The sequence below is a fragment of the Sinorhizobium sp. RAC02 genome, assembly GCF_001713395.1.
Classification (GTDB): domain Bacteria; phylum Pseudomonadota; class Alphaproteobacteria; order Rhizobiales; family Rhizobiaceae; genus Shinella.
The window spans coordinates 1071135-1088006 of the sequence record NZ_CP016452.1; the positions used below are offsets into that span (position 1 = coordinate 1071135).

Annotated in this window: 16 protein-coding genes; 8 read left to right on the plus strand and 8 right to left on the minus strand. The window is 62.7% G+C overall.

Annotated features, from left to right (window positions below):
* Window positions 1-28 precede the first annotated feature (28 nt).
* From BSY16_RS26085 to BSY16_RS26110, 6 genes are all read left to right on the plus strand, one after another.
* Window positions 29-1453, plus strand: a complete 1425-nt coding sequence (locus BSY16_RS26085) for an MFS transporter (RefSeq protein WP_069062701.1) — start codon at window positions 29-31, stop codon at window positions 1451-1453.
* Window positions 1454-1625: 172 nt separating this feature from the next.
* On the plus strand, window positions 1626-2588 hold the full coding sequence (gene ytfQ, locus BSY16_RS26090) for a galactofuranose ABC transporter, galactofuranose-binding protein YtfQ (protein WP_069062702.1): 963 nt from the start codon (window positions 1626-1628) through the stop codon (window positions 2586-2588).
* Window positions 2589-2698: 110 nt separating this feature from the next.
* The gene (gene ytfR, locus BSY16_RS26095) at window positions 2699-4219 is read left to right on the plus strand and encodes a galactofuranose ABC transporter, ATP-binding protein YtfR (RefSeq protein ID WP_069062703.1); all 1521 of its coding nucleotides are present in this window, start codon (window positions 2699-2701) and stop codon (window positions 4217-4219) included.
* Window positions 4216-5241, plus strand: coding sequence for an ABC transporter permease (locus BSY16_RS26100; RefSeq protein WP_069062704.1), 1026 nt, complete (start codon window positions 4216-4218; stop codon window positions 5239-5241). The genes ytfR and BSY16_RS26100 overlap by 4 nt, the downstream gene beginning before the upstream one ends.
* On the plus strand, window positions 5238-6206 hold the full coding sequence (yjfF, locus tag BSY16_RS26105) for a galactofuranose ABC transporter, permease protein YjfF (protein WP_069062705.1): 969 nt from the start codon (window positions 5238-5240) through the stop codon (window positions 6204-6206). Before BSY16_RS26100 ends, yjfF begins: the two co-directional genes overlap by 4 nt.
* A gap of 50 nt (window positions 6207-6256) precedes the next feature.
* A complete protein-coding gene (locus BSY16_RS26110; RefSeq protein ID WP_069063709.1) occupies window positions 6257-7006 on the plus strand; it encodes a FadR/GntR family transcriptional regulator in 750 nt (249 codons plus the stop codon).
* 38 nt (window positions 7007-7044) lie between these two features.
* On the opposite strand, the gene BSY16_RS26115 is transcribed toward BSY16_RS26110, so the two are convergent.
* From BSY16_RS26115 to BSY16_RS26145, 7 genes are all read right to left on the minus strand, one after another.
* Window positions 7045-7839, minus strand: coding sequence for an ABC transporter permease (locus tag BSY16_RS26115; protein ID WP_069062706.1), 795 nt, complete (start codon window positions 7837-7839; stop codon window positions 7045-7047).
* Window positions 7840-7851: 12 nt separating this feature from the next.
* A complete protein-coding gene (locus BSY16_RS26120) occupies window positions 7852-8724 on the minus strand; it encodes an ABC transporter permease (RefSeq protein ID WP_069062707.1) in 873 nt (290 codons plus the stop codon).
* A complete protein-coding gene (locus BSY16_RS26125; RefSeq protein WP_083243232.1) occupies window positions 8721-9788 on the minus strand; it encodes an ABC transporter ATP-binding protein in 1068 nt (355 codons plus the stop codon). Before BSY16_RS26125 ends, BSY16_RS26120 begins: the two co-directional genes overlap by 4 nt.
* Window positions 9789-9916: 128 nt before the next feature.
* Window positions 9917-10972 (minus strand): ABC transporter substrate-binding protein, encoded by a 1056-nt coding sequence (locus BSY16_RS26130; protein ID WP_069062709.1) that lies wholly within the window; start codon window positions 10970-10972, stop codon window positions 9917-9919.
* 58 nt (window positions 10973-11030) lie between these two features.
* On the minus strand, window positions 11031-11693 hold the full coding sequence (locus BSY16_RS26135) for an RraA family protein (protein ID WP_069062710.1): 663 nt from the start codon (window positions 11691-11693) through the stop codon (window positions 11031-11033).
* A 13-nt stretch (window positions 11694-11706) separates the two neighbouring features.
* Window positions 11707-12510 carry a carbon-nitrogen hydrolase family protein gene (locus BSY16_RS26140; RefSeq protein ID WP_083243121.1) on the minus strand — a complete coding sequence of 268 codons (804 nt, stop codon included), beginning with the start codon at window positions 12508-12510 and terminating at the stop codon, window positions 11707-11709.
* A 104-nt stretch (window positions 12511-12614) separates the two neighbouring features.
* Complete coding sequence (locus BSY16_RS26145) at window positions 12615-13511, minus strand: LysR family transcriptional regulator (RefSeq protein WP_069062711.1); 897 nt, start codon at window positions 13509-13511, stop codon at window positions 12615-12617.
* Between the two features lie 398 nt (window positions 13512-13909).
* Between BSY16_RS26145 and BSY16_RS26150 the strand changes: the two genes are divergently transcribed.
* Both BSY16_RS26150 and BSY16_RS26155 read left to right on the plus strand, forming a co-directional pair.
* Complete coding sequence (locus tag BSY16_RS26150) at window positions 13910-14371, plus strand: hypothetical protein (RefSeq protein ID WP_069062712.1); 462 nt, start codon at window positions 13910-13912, stop codon at window positions 14369-14371.
* Between the two features lie 66 nt (window positions 14372-14437).
* Window positions 14438-15820, plus strand: a complete 1383-nt coding sequence (locus BSY16_RS26155; protein WP_069062713.1) for a Dyp-type peroxidase — start codon at window positions 14438-14440, stop codon at window positions 15818-15820.
* 32 nt (window positions 15821-15852) lie between these two features.
* On the opposite strand, the gene BSY16_RS26160 is transcribed toward BSY16_RS26155, so the two are convergent.
* Window positions 15853-16863, minus strand: a complete 1011-nt coding sequence (locus BSY16_RS26160; RefSeq protein WP_069062714.1) for a substrate-binding domain-containing protein — start codon at window positions 16861-16863, stop codon at window positions 15853-15855.
* Window positions 16864-16872 lie beyond the last annotated feature (9 nt).

Below are 16872 nucleotides of genomic sequence, written 5' to 3' on the forward strand. Positions count from 1 at the left end.
ACGCGCCGGCCCATTTTTTGATGTCGTGATGTCTTCCATTCCCGCTCCGTCGCTCCCTCTTCACCGCACCCGCATTGTCCCGGCCGCCGTCGCCGTGGCCTTCTTCATGCAGATGCTCGACAGCACGATCATCGCGACGTCGCTGCCGGCCATGGCGCAGGCCTTTTCGACGGACGTTGTGACGCTGAATGTCGGGTTCACCGCCTATCTGCTCGCCATGGCGGTGTTCATCCCGCCGGCCGGCTGGCTCGCCGACCGGTTTGGCGCGCGGGAAGTGTTTCTGTCCGCCATCGTGTTGTTCACGCTGGCGTCCATCGCGTGTGGTTACGCCGGTTCGCTTTGGGAGTTCGGGGCTGCGCGGCTTTTTCAGGGGGCATCGGCAGCTCTGATGACGCCTGTAGGGCGCCAGCTCGTGTTGCGCGGTGCGCCGAAGGCCGAACTCGTCCGGGCGATCGCAACCATCACCTGGCCAGCGTTGAGCGCGCCGGTGATCGGTCCGCTGATCGGCGCGTGGATCACCACTCATGCCGGATGGCAGTGGAATTTCTTCATCAACCTGCCGCTTGGCCTTCTTGGCGTGGTGTTGGTTGCCTTCTTCGTGCCGCACGCACCGGCAGAGGGGCGACGGCCCTTTGACCTCGTCGGCTTTCTTCTGACTGGCAGCGCCCTTGCCTTGACGCTGGCGGGGCTCGAATTGTCCAGCGCATCGACTGGCGGAGCCGGTTCACTCGCCATTCTGGCCCTGGGCGTGCTGATGGGCTTCGCCGCGATCCTTCACCTTAAACGCACGATGCATCCGCTTCTCGATCTGGCAGTGCTGAAGATCCCGACGTTCGCCTTTGCCACGCTTTCGGCGGGTACCGCAGGGCGGCTGGCCGTCAATGCCACACCGTTTCTGCTGCCGCTGCTCTTCCAGGTTGGCCTTGGCCTTGACGCGGTGGAGACAGGCACGCTCATCCTCGTCTATTTCCTCGGCAACCTGCTGATGAAGAGCGTGACGACGCCTGCGTTGCGCCTCTTCGGCTTCCGCACCGTGCTGGTCGCTAACGGCGTGGTCGCGGCCCTGACGATCGGTGCCTTTGCCTTTATCGACGGGCAAACGCCGCGTCTTTTCCTTTTCGCGCTGCTCATTGCCTGCGGCCTGTCGCGCTCCATGCAGTTCACTGCGCTGACGACGATTGCCTTCGCCGATGTCACGCCGGCGCAGCGGAGTGCGGCAGCGACGATTTCGGCGATGTTGCAGCAGCTCGCCCAGTTGCTTGGCGTGGCCGTGGCGGCGGTCGTCATGCGCCTATCGTCCTACTTTGCTCCGCCGGCCGCGGACGGCGGCATGCTGATGGACATTCGTGCGGCCTTCCTCTGTGTCGCGGTCATCGGCTTTGTCTCCGCGTTGCGTTTTTTGGCACTCCCCGCCGGTGCCGGCGCGGAAGTTTCCGGACATCGACGTCGCTAGACGCCGCGAGGGGCGCATCGCGCGGTGGCGCGAAAAAGCCTCCACTTCATTGCAGACACCCTCCAGTCATTGAGCCTTTCAAGGCACAAGCCAATTTTGATGGTTTACAATAGTAATACAATATGATGTTTTAAGCGTGCTGCCGAGCGGCAGCTTTCTTTGGGAGGAAATCATGAAATTCAAAATCGCACTCGCGAGTGCCACGATCCTTGCTGTCTCGATGTTCGGCGCTGCGTCCGCCGCCGACCTGACGGTAGGTTTTTCGCAGATCGGATCCGAGTCGGGCTGGCGCGCCGCTGAAACGACCCTGACCAAGCAGCAGGCCGAACAGCGCGGCATCGACCTCAAATTCGCCGATGCCCAGCAGAAGCAGGAAAACCAGATCAAGGCGCTACGCTCCTTTATCGCGCAGGACGTCGATGCCATCCTCGTCGCACCGGTCGTCGCCACCGGCTGGGACGAAGTGCTGCAGGAAGCCAAGGACGCGGAAATCCCGGTCATCCTGCTCGACCGCACGGTTGATGCGTCGCAGGATCTGTATATGACCGCCGTCACTTCGGATCTGGTGCACGAAGGCAAGGTCGCCGGCCAGTGGCTGGTCGACACGGTCGCCGGAAAACCCTGCAATGTCGTCGAGCTTCAGGGCACGACCGGCTCCTCGCCGGCAATCGACCGCAAGAAGGGCTTTGAAGAGGCGCTTGCCGGCAAGGAAAACCTGAAAATCGTCCGCAGCCAGACCGGTGACTTCACCCGCACCAAGGGCAAGGAAGTCATGGAAAGCTTCCTGAAGGCGGAAGATGGTGGCAAGAACATCTGCGCACTCTACGCCCACAATGACGACATGGCCGTCGGCGCCATCCAGGCGATCAAGGAAGCCGGCCTGAAGCCGGGCACCGACATCCTCGTCGTCTCGATCGATGCCGTTCCGGATATCTTCCAGGCGATGGCAGCCGGCGAGGCGAATGCCACCGTCGAGCTGACCCCGAACATGGCCGGCCCCGCCTTCGACGCCCTCAATGCCTTCCTCAAGGATGGCAAGGCGCCGCCGAAGTGGATCCAGACGGAATCCAAGCTCTACACCCAGGCCGACGATCCGGCGAAGGTCTATGAGGAGAAGAAGGGCCTCGGCTACTGATTTCTCCCCAGCGCCCCGCGTCCAGCTCCTAACGCGGCGCGGGGCATCTGCCTTGCCCGTCGCTTCCCTTTCGGGAGGCGACGGTCGGCGACGTTCATACGGGTGGCATCATGCAGCCGGTCAATTCCTATGTTCTCTCGGCAACGGCGGTCGACAAGATCTTCCCCGGTGCCAAGGCGCTGAGCCGCGTCGACTTCTCGCTAAAGCGCGGCGAGGTGCACGCGCTGCTCGGTGAAAACGGGGCGGGCAAATCGACGCTCGTCAAATGCCTGACGGGCGCCTATCGCCGCGACGGCGGTCATATCCTCGTCGATGGCGCAGAGGTCGATCCTCGCAATACGCTGGAGGCGCAGAACCTCGGTATCGGCACGGTTTACCAGGAGGTGAACCTTCTGGCCAACCTGACGGTCGCCGAAAACCTCTTTCTCGGCCGTCAGCCGAAGCGCTTCGGCCTGGTGAATGCCCGCGAGATGAACCGGCGCGCCAGAGCGCTGCTTGCCGAATACGAACTCGACATCGATGTTACCGCGGAGCTTGCGGCCTATTCCGTGGCCGTGCAGCAGGTCGTCGCGATCGCCCGTGCCGTTGATCTCTCCGGCAAGGTGCTGATCCTCGACGAGCCGACGGCGAGCCTCGACGCGCATGAGGTCGCGATGCTTTTCCGCATCGTGCGGCGCCTCAAGGAACGTCGCCTGGGCATCGTCTTCATCACCCACTTCCTCGAACAGGTCTATGAAATCTCCGACCGCATCACCGTGCTGCGCAACGGGCTGCTTGTCGGCACGCGGGAGACGGCCGACCTGTCACGCCGCGACCTCATCGCCATGATGCTCGGCCGCGAACTGGTGCAGGAGGTCACGGCCGAGCACGGGCCGAAGGGCGAGGGCGGCGCTGTGCGCTTTCGCTTCCGCAATTTCGGCCGCAAGGGCCACATCCAGCCCTTCGATCTCGATGTGCGTACCGGCGAAGTGGTCGGCATTGCCGGCCTGCTCGGCTCCGGCCGCACGGAGACGGCGGAAATCCTGTTCGGCGCCGAGCGCGCGGACAGCGGCACGGCGGAGGCGGATGGCCGAGCGCTCGACCTGTCCTCGCCGCGCGCGGCAATCCGCGAAAAATTCGGCTTCTGCCCGGAAGACCGCAAGATCGATGGTATCGTCGGCGATCTTTCCGTGCGCGAGAACATCGCGCTCGCCCTGCAGGCCCGGCGCGGCTGGACGCGGCCGATCAGCCGCAGCGAGCAGGACCGCCTGGCGGATCAGTACATCAAGGCGCTCGACATCCGCACGACGGACCGGGAAAAACCGATCAAGCTGCTCTCCGGCGGCAACCAGCAGAAGGCGATCCTCGCCCGCTGGCTGGCGACCAATCCGGACTTCCTGATTCTCGATGAACCAACGCGCGGCATCGACGTCGGCGCGCATGCGGAAATCATCCGCCTTATCGAATCTCTGTGTGAAAAGGGCATGTCGCTGATCGTGATTTCTTCCGAACTTGAAGAACTTGTCGCCTATTCGAGCCGCGTCATCGTGCTGCGCGACCGGGCGCATGTCGCCGAACTGGCGGGCGATCAGGTCACGACGGCCGGAATCGTCGAGGCCATAGCGTCGTCAACCGGGAGGGCGGACGCATGAGCTCGACCCTCAAGGCCTATGCCATCCGCCTTCTTCCGCAGATCGTCGCACTCGCCCTCATCCTGCTCATGGTGTCGATTGCCTTTCCCGGTTTCTTCACGCTCGAAATACAGAACGGCCGGCTCTACGGCAGCGTGATCGACATTCTCAACCGCGGTGCGCCGGTGGCGCTGCTTGCAATCGGCATGACGGTCGTCATCGCCACCAAGGGCATAGACCTGTCCGTCGGGGCGGTCATGGCGATCTGCGGGGCGGTCGCCGCCGCCTGTATCACGTCCGGCCACGGGCTGTTGATGACGCTGCTCATCACTCTTGGCACCGGCATCCTCTGCGGCCTGTGGAACGGATTTCTCGTTGCCGTGCTCGATATCCAGCCGATCATCGCGACGCTGGTGCTCATGGTCGCAGGCCGCGGTATCGCGCAGCTCATCACCGAAGGCGCGATCCTGACCTTCAATGATGCGGGCCTGATCTTCATCGGCAGCGGATCGCTTCTCGGCCTGCCCATGCCGGTGATCATCTGGCTTGGCTTCGGCCTCATCGTCGCTTTCCTTGTGCGCCGCACGGCACTTGGCATGCTGATCGAGGCCCTCGGCGTCAATCGCCGCGCCTCCACGCTGTCGGGTGTGTCGACCCGCGTGCTGCTGATGGCTGCCTACGTGCTTTGTGGCCTCTGCGCCGCCATCGCGGGCATCATCGTCGCGGCCGATATCCGCGGTGCGGATGCCAACAATGCCGGTCTCTGGCTGGAACTCGATGCGATCCTCGCGGTGGTTGTCGGGGGGACGTCGCTGCTCGGCGGGCGGTTCTCGATCGCCGCCTCCCTGCTGGGTGCCCTCATCATCCAGTCGATCAATACGGGCATCCTGCTCTCCGGCTTCCCACCCGAATTCAACCTCATCATCAAAGCCGCGATCATCGTGCTGATCCTGGTCATCCAGTCGCCACGCGCGCAATCGGCCTTCGTCTTCCTCTCTCGCCCGCGGGCACAGGACAAGAAGACGGAGCAGGAGGCGAAATGAACCCGCGTTATCTCCCTCTTGCCGCCACGGTCGCGATCTTCCTGATCGCCTATGCCATCTGTTTTGCACAGTACCCGAACATGCTGTCGACGCGGGTGATCGGCAACCTGCTCACCGACAATGCCTTCCTCGGCATCGCCGCCGTCGGCATGACCTTCGTCATCCTCTCGGGCGGCATCGACCTGTCGATCGGCGCGGTCATCGCGTTCACGGGCGTATTTCTGGCGGTCCTGCTCGAATCGACGTCGATCCACCCGCTGGCGGCCTTCATACTAGCGCTCATCGTCAGTACGGCTTTTGGCGCGCTGATGGGGGCCATCATCCACCATCTCGAAATGCCGCCTTTCATCGTCACGCTGGCGGGCATGTTTTTGGCGCGCGGCATGGCCTTCGTGCTGTCGATCGACTCGATCCCGATCAAACACCCATTCTACGCCATGCTGAAGAGCCTCTACTACAAGCTGCCCGGCGGAGGACGCATCACGCTGATCGGCGGCCTTATGCTTCTCGTCTTCCTGGCGGGCATGCTGGTTGCGCACCGCACCCGTTTCGGCGCGAACGTCTATGCGCTCGGCGGCGGTGCAGCGACGGCGCGGCTGATGGGCGTACCGATCGGCCGCACGACGATCCTGATCTACGCGCTTTCCGGCTTTCTTGCCGGTCTCGCCGGGATCGTCTTCTCGCTCTACACCTCGGCGGGCTATTCGCTGGCAACGGTCGGCGTGGAGCTGGATGCCATTGCTGCGGTGGTCATCGGCGGCACGCTTCTGACGGGCGGCTCCGGCTTCATCGCCGGCACGCTGGTCGGCATCCTCATCCAGGGGCTCATCCAGACCTACATCACCTTCGATGGTTCACTGTCGAGCTGGTGGACGAAGATTCTCATCGGCCTGCTGCTCTTCGCTTTCATCCTTCTCCAGAAGGGGCTCATCCATGTCACGGGTCGAAGGAGGCGGTATGCCTGACGTCCACCCGGCCTCGCTTGCTGCTCTACGGCGCCGAGGTTAGCGGGCCGATGCGCAAGAAGGGCCTGCTCGAAACGATGGTGAGTGGAGCGGTGGCGCATACCAGCCACTCGCAGGTCGTCACCGAACTCGGCAAGGCCATCGTTTCCGGCGAGTTTCCCGTCGGAGCCACGCTGCCCGGCGACGTCGAGCTGGCAGCCCGCTTCGGGGTGTCGCGCACTGTTCTGCGTGAGGCGATGAAGACGCTCGCCGCCAAGGGGCTCATCGTGCCGCGCGCCCGCATCGGCACGCGGGTGACGCCCAAGGATCAGTGGAACCTCTTCGACGGCGACATCCTCACCTGGCATTTTGCTGTCGGCGTGGACAAGGATTTTCTGCTGCATCTCAGCGATATCCGCGGCGGTTTCGAGCCGCATGCCGCAGCGCTGGCGGCCCGCCATGCGAGCGAGGCGGAAATCAACCAGATGATGCGCCTCGCCGTCGCTATGGGGGACCCGGATCATACGCCGGAAACACTGGCCCTTGCCGACCTGCGCTTTCACCTCGCGGTGATGGAGGCCTCGCACAATCCGTTCATGCGCACCGTGGGCAGTCTTATCGAAGCGGCGCTTGCCGGGGTCTTCAAGCTGAGTTCGCCGGCCGCCGATCGGGGCAAGATCGGCGACGTCGCGGCCAATCACATGCGGATCGTCGAGGAGATCCGCCGCCGCGACGAGGAGGGCGCGCGCCAGGCGATGTGGAATGTCATTCGTGTCGGCCGGCGTCGTATTCTTTCGGGGCTGGATGATCGAGGGGGCTGAAGCTTTCATGCGCTAGCCCCCGCGATTGGCGCAACCGGCTATTTGACGAAGGCTTTGCCGAGCCCCATCGCCCGCTCAACGATCATGATCACGGCCAATGTCAGCAGGATCAGCAGCGCCGAGGCGGCAGCCACCAGCGGATCGGCCTGGTTATAGACGTAGTTGTAGAGTTCGACGGGCAGCGTGCTGATGCGCGGGCCGGTGAGGAACAGCGTGATCACCACCTCGTCGAAGGAGACGAGGAAACACAGGGCTGCCGCCGCGACGATCCCCGGCGTCAGCATGGGCACGGTAACGCGGAAGAACACGGTGAGCGGCTTGGCGCCGAGTGTGCGCGCGGCCTCCTCGCAGGCTCGGTCCTGCGTGCTCAGCGATACGGCAAGCACCCGTAGCGCATAGGGCAGCGTTACCACCAGATGAGCGAAGACCAGGCCCTGCATCGTCGCAAGCAGCCCGAAGGAAGCGAAGACGATGAGGATGGCGAGGCCGAGCACGATGGTCGGCAGCAGCAGCGGTGCCGTAAAGATGTTGAACAGGAGGTCGCGGCCAGCGAAGCGAAGCCGGGTCATCACCCAGGCGGCGGGCACCCCGATAAGGATCGACAGTGCGGTGACGACCGCCGCCAGCGACAGGCTCGTCCAGAACGCCTTCAGCATCTGGCTGTTGGCAAACAGCGCCGAATACCAGCGCGTCGACCAGGAGGACGGCGGGAAGCGCAGCACCTGGTCGCCGGAAAACGACAGCGGGAAGACGAGGATCACCGGCGCCAGCAGGTAGACGAAGAGCAGGAAGACGATGATGCGCATCGGCCAGGAGGTCTTGTGGATTTCCATTGGATTTTCCTCCTAGTCCAGGCGCCGCAGCACGACGGAATAAGCCCACAGCGCCGCACCGAAAACGATGAGCACGAGGATCGACAGCGTCGAGGCGAGCGGCCAGTTGAGCGTGACGATCGCCTGGTCGTAGATCTCGGTCGCGAGCAGAAAGACGCGCCCGCCACCCATCAGCTTCGGCGTGATGAAGGACGAGACGGCCAGCACGAAGCAGAGCAGGCAGCCGAGCGCGATGCCGGGCAGCGTCAAGGGCAGGATGACCTTGGTGAAGGTGCGGGTGGCCGTGGCGCCGAGCGTGCGCGCGGCCTCCTCCACCCGCGGATCGAGTCGGCCGAACCCTGCCATCAGCGCGAGGATCATATAGGGCATCAGGATTTCGGTGAGGCCAATGAAGACGCCCTTGATGTTGAACATCAGGCTCGGCGCCGGCAGGCCGACCGCCTTGATGGCGCTGACCACCGGCCCATCGTCGGTAAGAATGGCGATCCAGCCATAGGTGCGCACCACCGCGGAGGTGAGCAGCGGCGAGATGACGAGCACCGTGAGGAAGGTCCGCCAGGAGCCTGACGCCCGGTGCAAATAGAGCGCGATCGGATAGGAGACGACAAGTGTCGTCAGCGTGATCGCCAGGCTGATCCAGACCGAGTTGAACACCAGTTCGAGATAGAACGGATCGCTGAGCAGGCCCGCCCAGTTCTTCCAGGTGAAGACCGCCTCCATGCCGCCGCCGATACGCGACTTGTTGAAGGAGTAACGTGCGAGGTTCAGGACCGGCAGGATGAAGCCGACCGCGTTGATGAGTGCGATCGGCAAGAGCAGGAGGACGGCGAGTTCGCCGTCGCGCCATTGGCGAGCGGGGCGGGGAAGGGCGGGGACGGCGCTCATTTCTCGTCCGCCGGATAAACGAGGGTGTCTTCCGCCGACCAGCCGAGCGTGACGCCGTCACCGACGGCAAGCGGGCTGCGATCGCGCCGCGTCGCTTCTTCCACGACGATCTCGTCGCCGCCGACGCGCACTGCATATTGCACGAGGTCGCCAATGAAGGTGATGCCCGACACGGTGCCCTGAACCTTGTTCGCGGCCTCGCCCGTCTCCTGCAGGCGGATGCGGTGCGGGCGCACGAGGATGTCCACGGCACCTAGTGCCAGCGTCGTGGCGGAACGCAGCTGCTGGCCCGCGGCCATCAGCGTGCCTTCCGATGTGACCGTACCCTTGAGACGGTTCGTGCGGCCGACGAAATTGGCGACGAAGGCCGTTGCCGGCCGTTCGTAAACTTCGGTCGGCGTACCGAATTGCTCAACCTGACCGCCCCGCATCACCACGACGCGGTCGCACATCGAAAGCGCCTCGACCTGGTCATGCGTGACGAAGACCGCGGTGATGCCGCTCTGCTGCTGGAGGGCGCGGATCTGTACGCGCATCTCGTCGCGCAGCTTCGCGTCGAGGTTCGACAGCGGCTCGTCGAGAAGCAGGATCGACGGCTCGATGACGAGCGCGCGGGCAAGCGCCACGCGCTGCTGTTGGCCGCCGGACAGCTCCTTCGGCTTGCGGTGGGCGAGATGGCCGAGTTGGACCATTTCCAGCGCCTGCGTCGCGCGGGTTTCAGCTTCGCGTGCCGGAACGTTGCGCATCTGCAGGCCGAACGCCACGTTGCGCGCCACGTTCATGTGCGGAAACAGCGCATAGCTCTGGAACACCATGCCCATGTCACGATCATGGATGGGCAGGCGCGTGATGTCGCGCCCACCCACCATGATCTGGCCCCGGGAGGGTTTGTTGAGGCCCGCGATGATACGCAGCGTCGTGGTCTTTCCACATCCCGACGGGCCGAGAAAGGCAACCATCTCGCCCTTGCGGACGGAAAGATCGAGCGAGGGGATCACGTTGACAGCGCCGAAGCTGACGCCGATCCCTTCCAGTCTGAGATGCTCCTCCGGAGCGGAAGTCATGGGCATGGGACAACTCCTGGGGCAATTCCAGCAAAAGGCGCAGCAGTTCTACGGGTGGAATTGCGGAAAAACAAAGAGATAGAGCGTTTTCGCGATTCGGGGAAAAGCGAAAACGTCCTGGACCGGGATCAGCGGCTAAGCGGAATGACGCGGCGGCGCCACTGCTCGGTGATGGCTTCGCGGATCTTGGCGACCTCGAGCCAGTTGATGTCGATCATCTTGTCCATCGCACCGGCGGCGGTGCGCTCGATCGCCTTTTCCGAGATCAGCGCTGCCGCCTTGGAGTTGGTGGGTGCGTAGAACATCTGCTCGGTGAAGGCGGCCTGTGCCTCCGGGCTCAGCGCGTAGTCGATGAATTTTTTGGCGCTGTCGCTGGCAGGTCCCCCTTTGATGAGGCCGATCACGTTGATCTGGAAGCCGCTGCCTTCTTCCGGCAGCGCGACGCCGAGCTTGCCATCCGAGAGATCGGCATAGACCTGCGCGCGGGCATTCCAGCCTATGCCGATGGCGGCCGTGCCGCTGGAGATCGGCTGGTAGACGTCCGGCCGCGGCTCCCAGGTCTGGACGAGGGGCGCGAGCGCCTCAAGTCGCGTGATGCCGGCCTCGACGCTTTCAATGTAGTTCGTGCCGCCCGCCATCTTGTCGGTGATGATGGTGAACGTCGTGCCCTGGATATCCGGCACGGCTGGGATCGAGACCTGCTTGGCATATTGCTCGTCCCAGAGCGCATTCCACGAGGTCGGCGCCTGTTTCACCTTGTCGGTGTTGTAGAGCAGGATGAGATTGTCGAAGGTGACGCCGACGGCATTGATGCCCGCGACTTTCGCCTGCGGATAGAGGTCGGCGATGTGTTTCGTGACGGTGTCATCCATCGGGGCAAAAATACCCTCGTCCGTCGCCGCCTTCGCCACCGAGACGTCCATGATGGCGATGTCGATCTGCGGGGCGCTGGCCTGCGCCCTCAGCGTGCCCAGCATCTGGGCGGAGTTGGGCATGCCGTAGAATTCGACGGTGATGTCCGGATTGGCCTTCATGAAGGGCTCGACGACGGCCTTCACGTAGTTTTCCTGGAAGATGCCGGAATAGGCCGTCAGCACGACGGTATCAGCCATCGCCACAGAGGTGGCGAGGGACATTGCGAGCGCGGCAAGGCCAACGCGGGTTGCGTGTCTGATGGTGGTCATGAGTTTTCCTCCACTCTTGAACCGATTGTTCCCATTATGTTTATCGTATTGGGCCGCCTCAGGCGGCCGAGGCTTCCACGATTTTCGTGGCGCCGGAAATGTCGGGCAGCTTTTCGCCGTTGCGCAGCCGCTCGAGCAAGACGAGTTCGCTTTCCTGCATGCCGAGCGCCTTGTCGACGGCCCATTCCGCCTTCGACGGATCAAGCACCAGCACACCGCTCTCGTCGGCGATGATGGCGTCGCCTGGGTTGACCGTCTGGCCGCCGACCGAGACCGGCACGTTGATCGCGCCTTCGAGGCCGAGGATCTTGGTGGTGATCGGCGAGGGACCACGGCACCACATCGGCAGGTCGACGCGGCGAATTTCGGAGAAGTCGGTCGCCGGGCCGTCGATGACCGCGCCGACGATGCCGCCGAGCTTCATCGAATGGGTGACCACGCCGCCCCAGCAGGCATGCTTGTCGTCGCCGCAGCGGTCGACGACGATGAAATCACCCGGCCGCACCAGCTTGGTGAGATAGTGCAGGATGGTCGAGTCGGCATGCGGCAGGCGCACGGTGACGGCCGTGCCGGCGATACGCTTTTCCGGCAGGACGGCGCGCAGTTCCCGGTTCAGGAAGCCGGAATGCAGGAAATGGCCGACCGTCGCGGTCTCGACCTGTTCCATCTTCTTGATGAGTGCCGGAGCAATCTGCTGCGGCATGGCATTGACGATGAACATGATGAGGCTTTCCTTACAGAACGTGATGCTGGGCGACGGGCACGTCGCGGCGCACCGTGCCGATGCGATCAAGGTCGAGGCGGGCCGAGGCGGTGCTGACGCCGTCCGAGCACTGGGCGACCATGTGGCCCCAGGGGTCGATGACCATGGAATGGCCCCAGCACCACTTCTTGCCGTCCGCATGGGCGCCGGCCTGGCCGACCGCGGCGAAATAGGTCTGGGTCTCGATGGCGCGGGCCCGGGCGAGCACTTCCCAATGGTCCTTGCCGGTCATCAGCGTGAAGGCGGCGGGCAGTACGATGACGTCCGCACCCTTGTCGCGCAGCGCCCGGAAGAGTTCGGGGAAGCGGATGTCGTAGCAGATGGCGCAGCCGACGGTGGTGTCGCCGACCTTGTAGGTCACGACGTCCTCGCCGCGGCCGATCGTGTCGGACTCGCGGTAGGAGACGCCGCCGGGCGTGTCGACGTCGAACAGGTGGATCTTGCGGTACTTGGCAATTTCCGTGCCTTTGGGGCCGAAGACCACAGTGGCGTTGTAGTGGTTGTTGCCGGATTTTTCGACCATCGAGCCGCAATGCAGCGTCACGCCGAGTTCCTTGGTAAGCGCTGCGAAGCGCTGATAGGTCGGGCCGTCCGGAAAGCTTTCGCCGCTGCCATGGACTGCATCGCGACCCTCGCCGAGAAAGGCGAAATATTCCGGCAATACCACCAGATCCGGCGTCTCGGCGGCCACGACCTCACGCACCATACGCTCGGCGTCGTCGAGGTTTTTCGCTTTGTCGGAACCGGAATTCATTTGCACAACACTGATCTTCATCGAAGTCCTCCAAGTCTCAGTCGGGGTATCGTCATGCCTCGCGATTGGAATGACAAACGATAAAGAATTGTCGGGAGCGATAGAAAAAACTTGTGCAGACTGTTTTACGCCGTAATGCCTTTCGTATCGAGAGACGCTTCGCGCGCAATCACCGAAAGCATTGAAGGGATTAGGTTTTCCGGGTCATCCGCGTAGACGGCATGCAGTTTCAGGGCGGGGAAATGCGGCGTGATCGATAATAGCTCGACGACGCCCTCAGCAATCATCGGCACCACCATGGGCACCGGTAGCAGCGCGACGCCGATGCCGTCGCGGGCAAGCCGCAGCATGGCGGAAAGCGAGTTGGAGTTTGAAATGACCGGCGGCTGCACGCCCAGTTCCTCGAACTGCCGAAGCAGCCAGACATGCGGCACGCTGTTGCGCGAGAAGGTGAGCACCGGATAGTTGGAAAGGTCCTGCAGACGGAGTTCCCGGCCGCCGAGCCCGAACGAGGGAGCGGCGACCCAGGCGCATTCCATCGTGCCGAGATCGATGTTCTTGAGGCCCGGGGTGAGAACCGGGCCCATCAGCAGCGCGAGATCCAGCCGTCGCTCGCTGACCTCGCGGCCGATCGCCAGCGATGTATCGACATTGAGGTCGAGGCCAAGCGAAGGAAAGCGTTCCTTCACGCGCTCGATGAAATTGGGCAGCCAGGCATGCACGATGGAATCGATGGTGCCGATAGACACCGTGGTGCGCAGATGCTGCGGGCTGCCGATCGCCACCTTGAAGCTGGTCGCGGCTTTCAGCAGCTCCTCGGCCGGCTGCATGGCGCGCTGGCCGATGGTCGAGAGCCGCACGCCGCCCGGCATCCGTTCGAAAAGCTCGCAGCCCATCTCAGCCTCAAGGCTGGCGATGCGGTTGGAAACGGCCGCTTGCGTCGCATTCAGCCGCTCGGCTGCGGCGCGGAAGCTTCCGAGCCGCGCGACCCACACGAACGTTTCGACGAAGCGCAGATTCATTGCTGGTCCATCCCATGAGCAGATAACCGCTTCGATATACCTGCCAACCGACAATTTCTATGCCTTGCGGTTCCGCGGCTCATCGGTGGGGCGGAAGCCTGAACCGAGCCAAACTGCTGCACTTTACCTGCAGGATTGGAGAATACCCTGTCAATCGAGCCCCATATGCCCGTTCAGGACGGTTTGGGACGTGATTTTGCCGCTGGTGCGGATAGCGACTTGCGGCCTTTGGCGGCATCGGGATCTAGGGCCTTAACGAGCTGAATTATCATCACATTTGAGATTTTATAAGATTATTTACAGTTTTATGCGTCATAACCTTTGGTTGTTTATTGAATCAAAGTTGGATATATGTTTTAGTTAAGGTTGAATTTCCAATTATTGCTGGAGGAATGTCGATGGCGCACGCATTGAATCTTACCATGCCCCTGAAGCAGGATGTGGAAACGCAAAAGACGCTGGCACATATAAAATCAATATTTGCCGATAATATACAGCCGCTAATCGACGCGGCGCTCAGAAAATCAGAGATCGTGCATTTTGGGCGTGTTTTGGTCATAGACGACAAGTATATTCAAGTTATTACCGAATACGACGGGGGGCATAAAGAATACACGGAGTTCTTCCGGCGGCAGCTTCCGGATGTATTCAAAACTATATTTTCTTTGGTGGAAGGTGCCCCGGACTGGAATACGATGGATGAGCACGCCTTCTTCGAGTTCGCCAAGAAGCACCAAATCACGTCGCTCGGGCGCTCCACAACGGGGGATACCGGCGTAACCGGCGAAGCCGCGGGCTACCTCTTTTGCGCTTACGACGACCGCGAGGTCAGAGACTTGCTTCCTTTGTTAAAAGATTGAGTTGAACGGCGCGCACCTGCAAGGGCAGCGTCAAGACGCTCGATTACCTGGGAACGGAGAAGGATCATGCCCGATCTTGATCGATCCGACGTGCAGGCTTTGATTGTCACTCCCTATAAGTGTCCGCTTTCCCGTCATCATCTGTTTTCAGTGGGTGACTCCGCCGCCGGCCGAAAATTCATAGAAGCCGTCCTACCCAAAGTAACCTTCGCGGAGCAGGAGACGGAGGCGCATTCCGAGCCGTTGCTCAACATCTCGTTGACATGGCAAGGCCTGCTGAAGCTGCGGGCGTTCGACGAAACCGGAGGGGCATCGGCGGCCGAGGCGGCTTTTCCGTGGCACTTCAAGGATTTGCCGGATGCCCATTCCCTCCGCGTCGCGGGGGATAGCGACCCGGCAAACTGGTGGAACAAACAATTCGCCAGTGCCGAAATTCACATCATAGTCCATTGTTACGCGCATACCGACGCTTCTATGGAGGATCTGAGCGAAGGCGTTCAGGCATCTGCCTCGGCTCACGGACTCAAGGAACTGCTTCCCACGCGGGACAATGCGGCAATCTCGGGCCGCGCTTTTGCGGGTCGTCAACTGCATTTCGGATACCAGGACGGAATTTCGCACCCTCCCGTGAACTGGGATGACCTGCCGGATCGTCCAGACCTGCTGCCGCGCGGAATGTTCCTGATCGATGAATGGCTTGAAGAGCACCAATCGTTTCCGCGCCACCCGCCGTTCCGGCAGTTTGTGAGGAACGGAAGCTACATGGCTTTTGCCTGGGTCTATCAGGACGTCGCGGCCTTTCGCACGTTCCTGAAGGAAACCGGTCCGGCGTTACGTCCCGACCTCGCTGCGCCGGAAGCGGAGGAGTGGCTTGCCGCCAAGCTGATGGGGCGTTGGCGCAGTGGCGCACCGCTGGTCCTGGCACCCGAGGCGGATGATGCGGGCCTCGCGCTTGCCAATGATTTCACTTATGCCGAGGATGCCGATGGCGCTCGCTGTCCGTTTGCGGCGCATGTTCGCATCGTCAACGGGCGCGACCAGCCGCTGAATGCCGCGAACAAGGCAATGTTCCCAGGCGGGTTTCCAAGGGTCCTTCGCCGGGGCACGCCTTACGGATCGGACTTGCAAGGTGATGAAGACGACGGTCAGGATCGTGGCGTGGTCGGTATGTTCCTCTGCGCGAATTTGAACCAGCAGTTCTATTCGCTGACCCGCTGGATGGGAAAAACCGACTTCAGCGACGTTTATACCAACCCGCGAGGGCAGGACCCCATCACTGGTGTGCGCGCATTTCCGAGAGCCTCCCCGGATTTCGTCATTCCGACGACAGGCGGGCAGGACCCGCATGTCGTCAAAGGACTTTCACAGTTCATACGTTTTCAAGGTATTGCGCCTGCGCTCGTTCCGAGCGCGACCACGTTGCGTGCGCTGGCGCGGCCGCTTCAATGACCAATCCTGTCATGCGGCGCATGGCAGGATTGTCAGGCGGATCTCGATGGCGACACGGACGACGCTCGCAGCACCAGGGATGGCGGCGAGATGATGCATGGTGTGGGGTCCAACTGCCCCAGGCGCGCCAGAAGCAGATCGACGGCGGTAGCCGCGACCTGATCGAGGTGAAGATCGATTGCGGTGAGGGGAGGCGTGGCCAGCTTGGCGCGCATGCCGTCATAACGCGTCGCGAGCCGAAGGTCGTGTGGGACCTTGCGGCCGACAATGCCTGCCGCGTCCAGAACTCCGGTTGCGAAGGCGTCGACCGGCACACAGAGGGCCGCGATGCTCGGATCTGCCCGCAGGAGGGTTTCGGCTGCCGCGGCGGCAGCCTGCTCGCCGCCGCGTTCATCGACACGAATGGCGATGGGCGAGAAGCCGGCTCGCGCTGCGCGCTCCGCATAGACGGCCTCCATCTCGATGTAGGAATTGCGCCTTTGCAGGCCGGTTATCAGGCCGACGTGCCCACCGCCTTCAAGTAGGTGGTCCAGCAGCAGGTGTGCCGTCGCGCCGCTTTGAAGATCCACGAAGGGCAGGCCGTCCCGCCCGGGCGCGCGTCCGATGGAGACGACCTCCACGCCCCGGTCGAAGAAAAAATCCAGCACCGGATCATCGAGCTCCGGCTCGACGACGATGACGCCATCCACCTCAAGGGCGTCCAGGCTGTCACGCGGCCCAAGTGGCGGGACGAGGCAAAGCGAGATGCCGCGCGAAAAAGCCGCCACAGCGGCGGCTGCCGCGATTTCCATGAGGAAGCCCAGTCTCGACGGGCCAGCCGCAACCGCGAACGGCATGGATGAGACAAGCGCAATCGCCCCGGCTCCGCCTGTTCGCAGGCGCCGTGCGCGATGGTTCGGCCTATACCCCATTGCTTCGGCGAGCGCTTCGATGCGTTTGCGCGTTTCGGGATCCACGTAACGACGGCCACTGAAGGCGTGCGACACCGTCGTGGCGGATACGCCCGCCGCCTTTGCAAGATCGGCAATAGTCGGTTTGCCCATGGTCCCTCC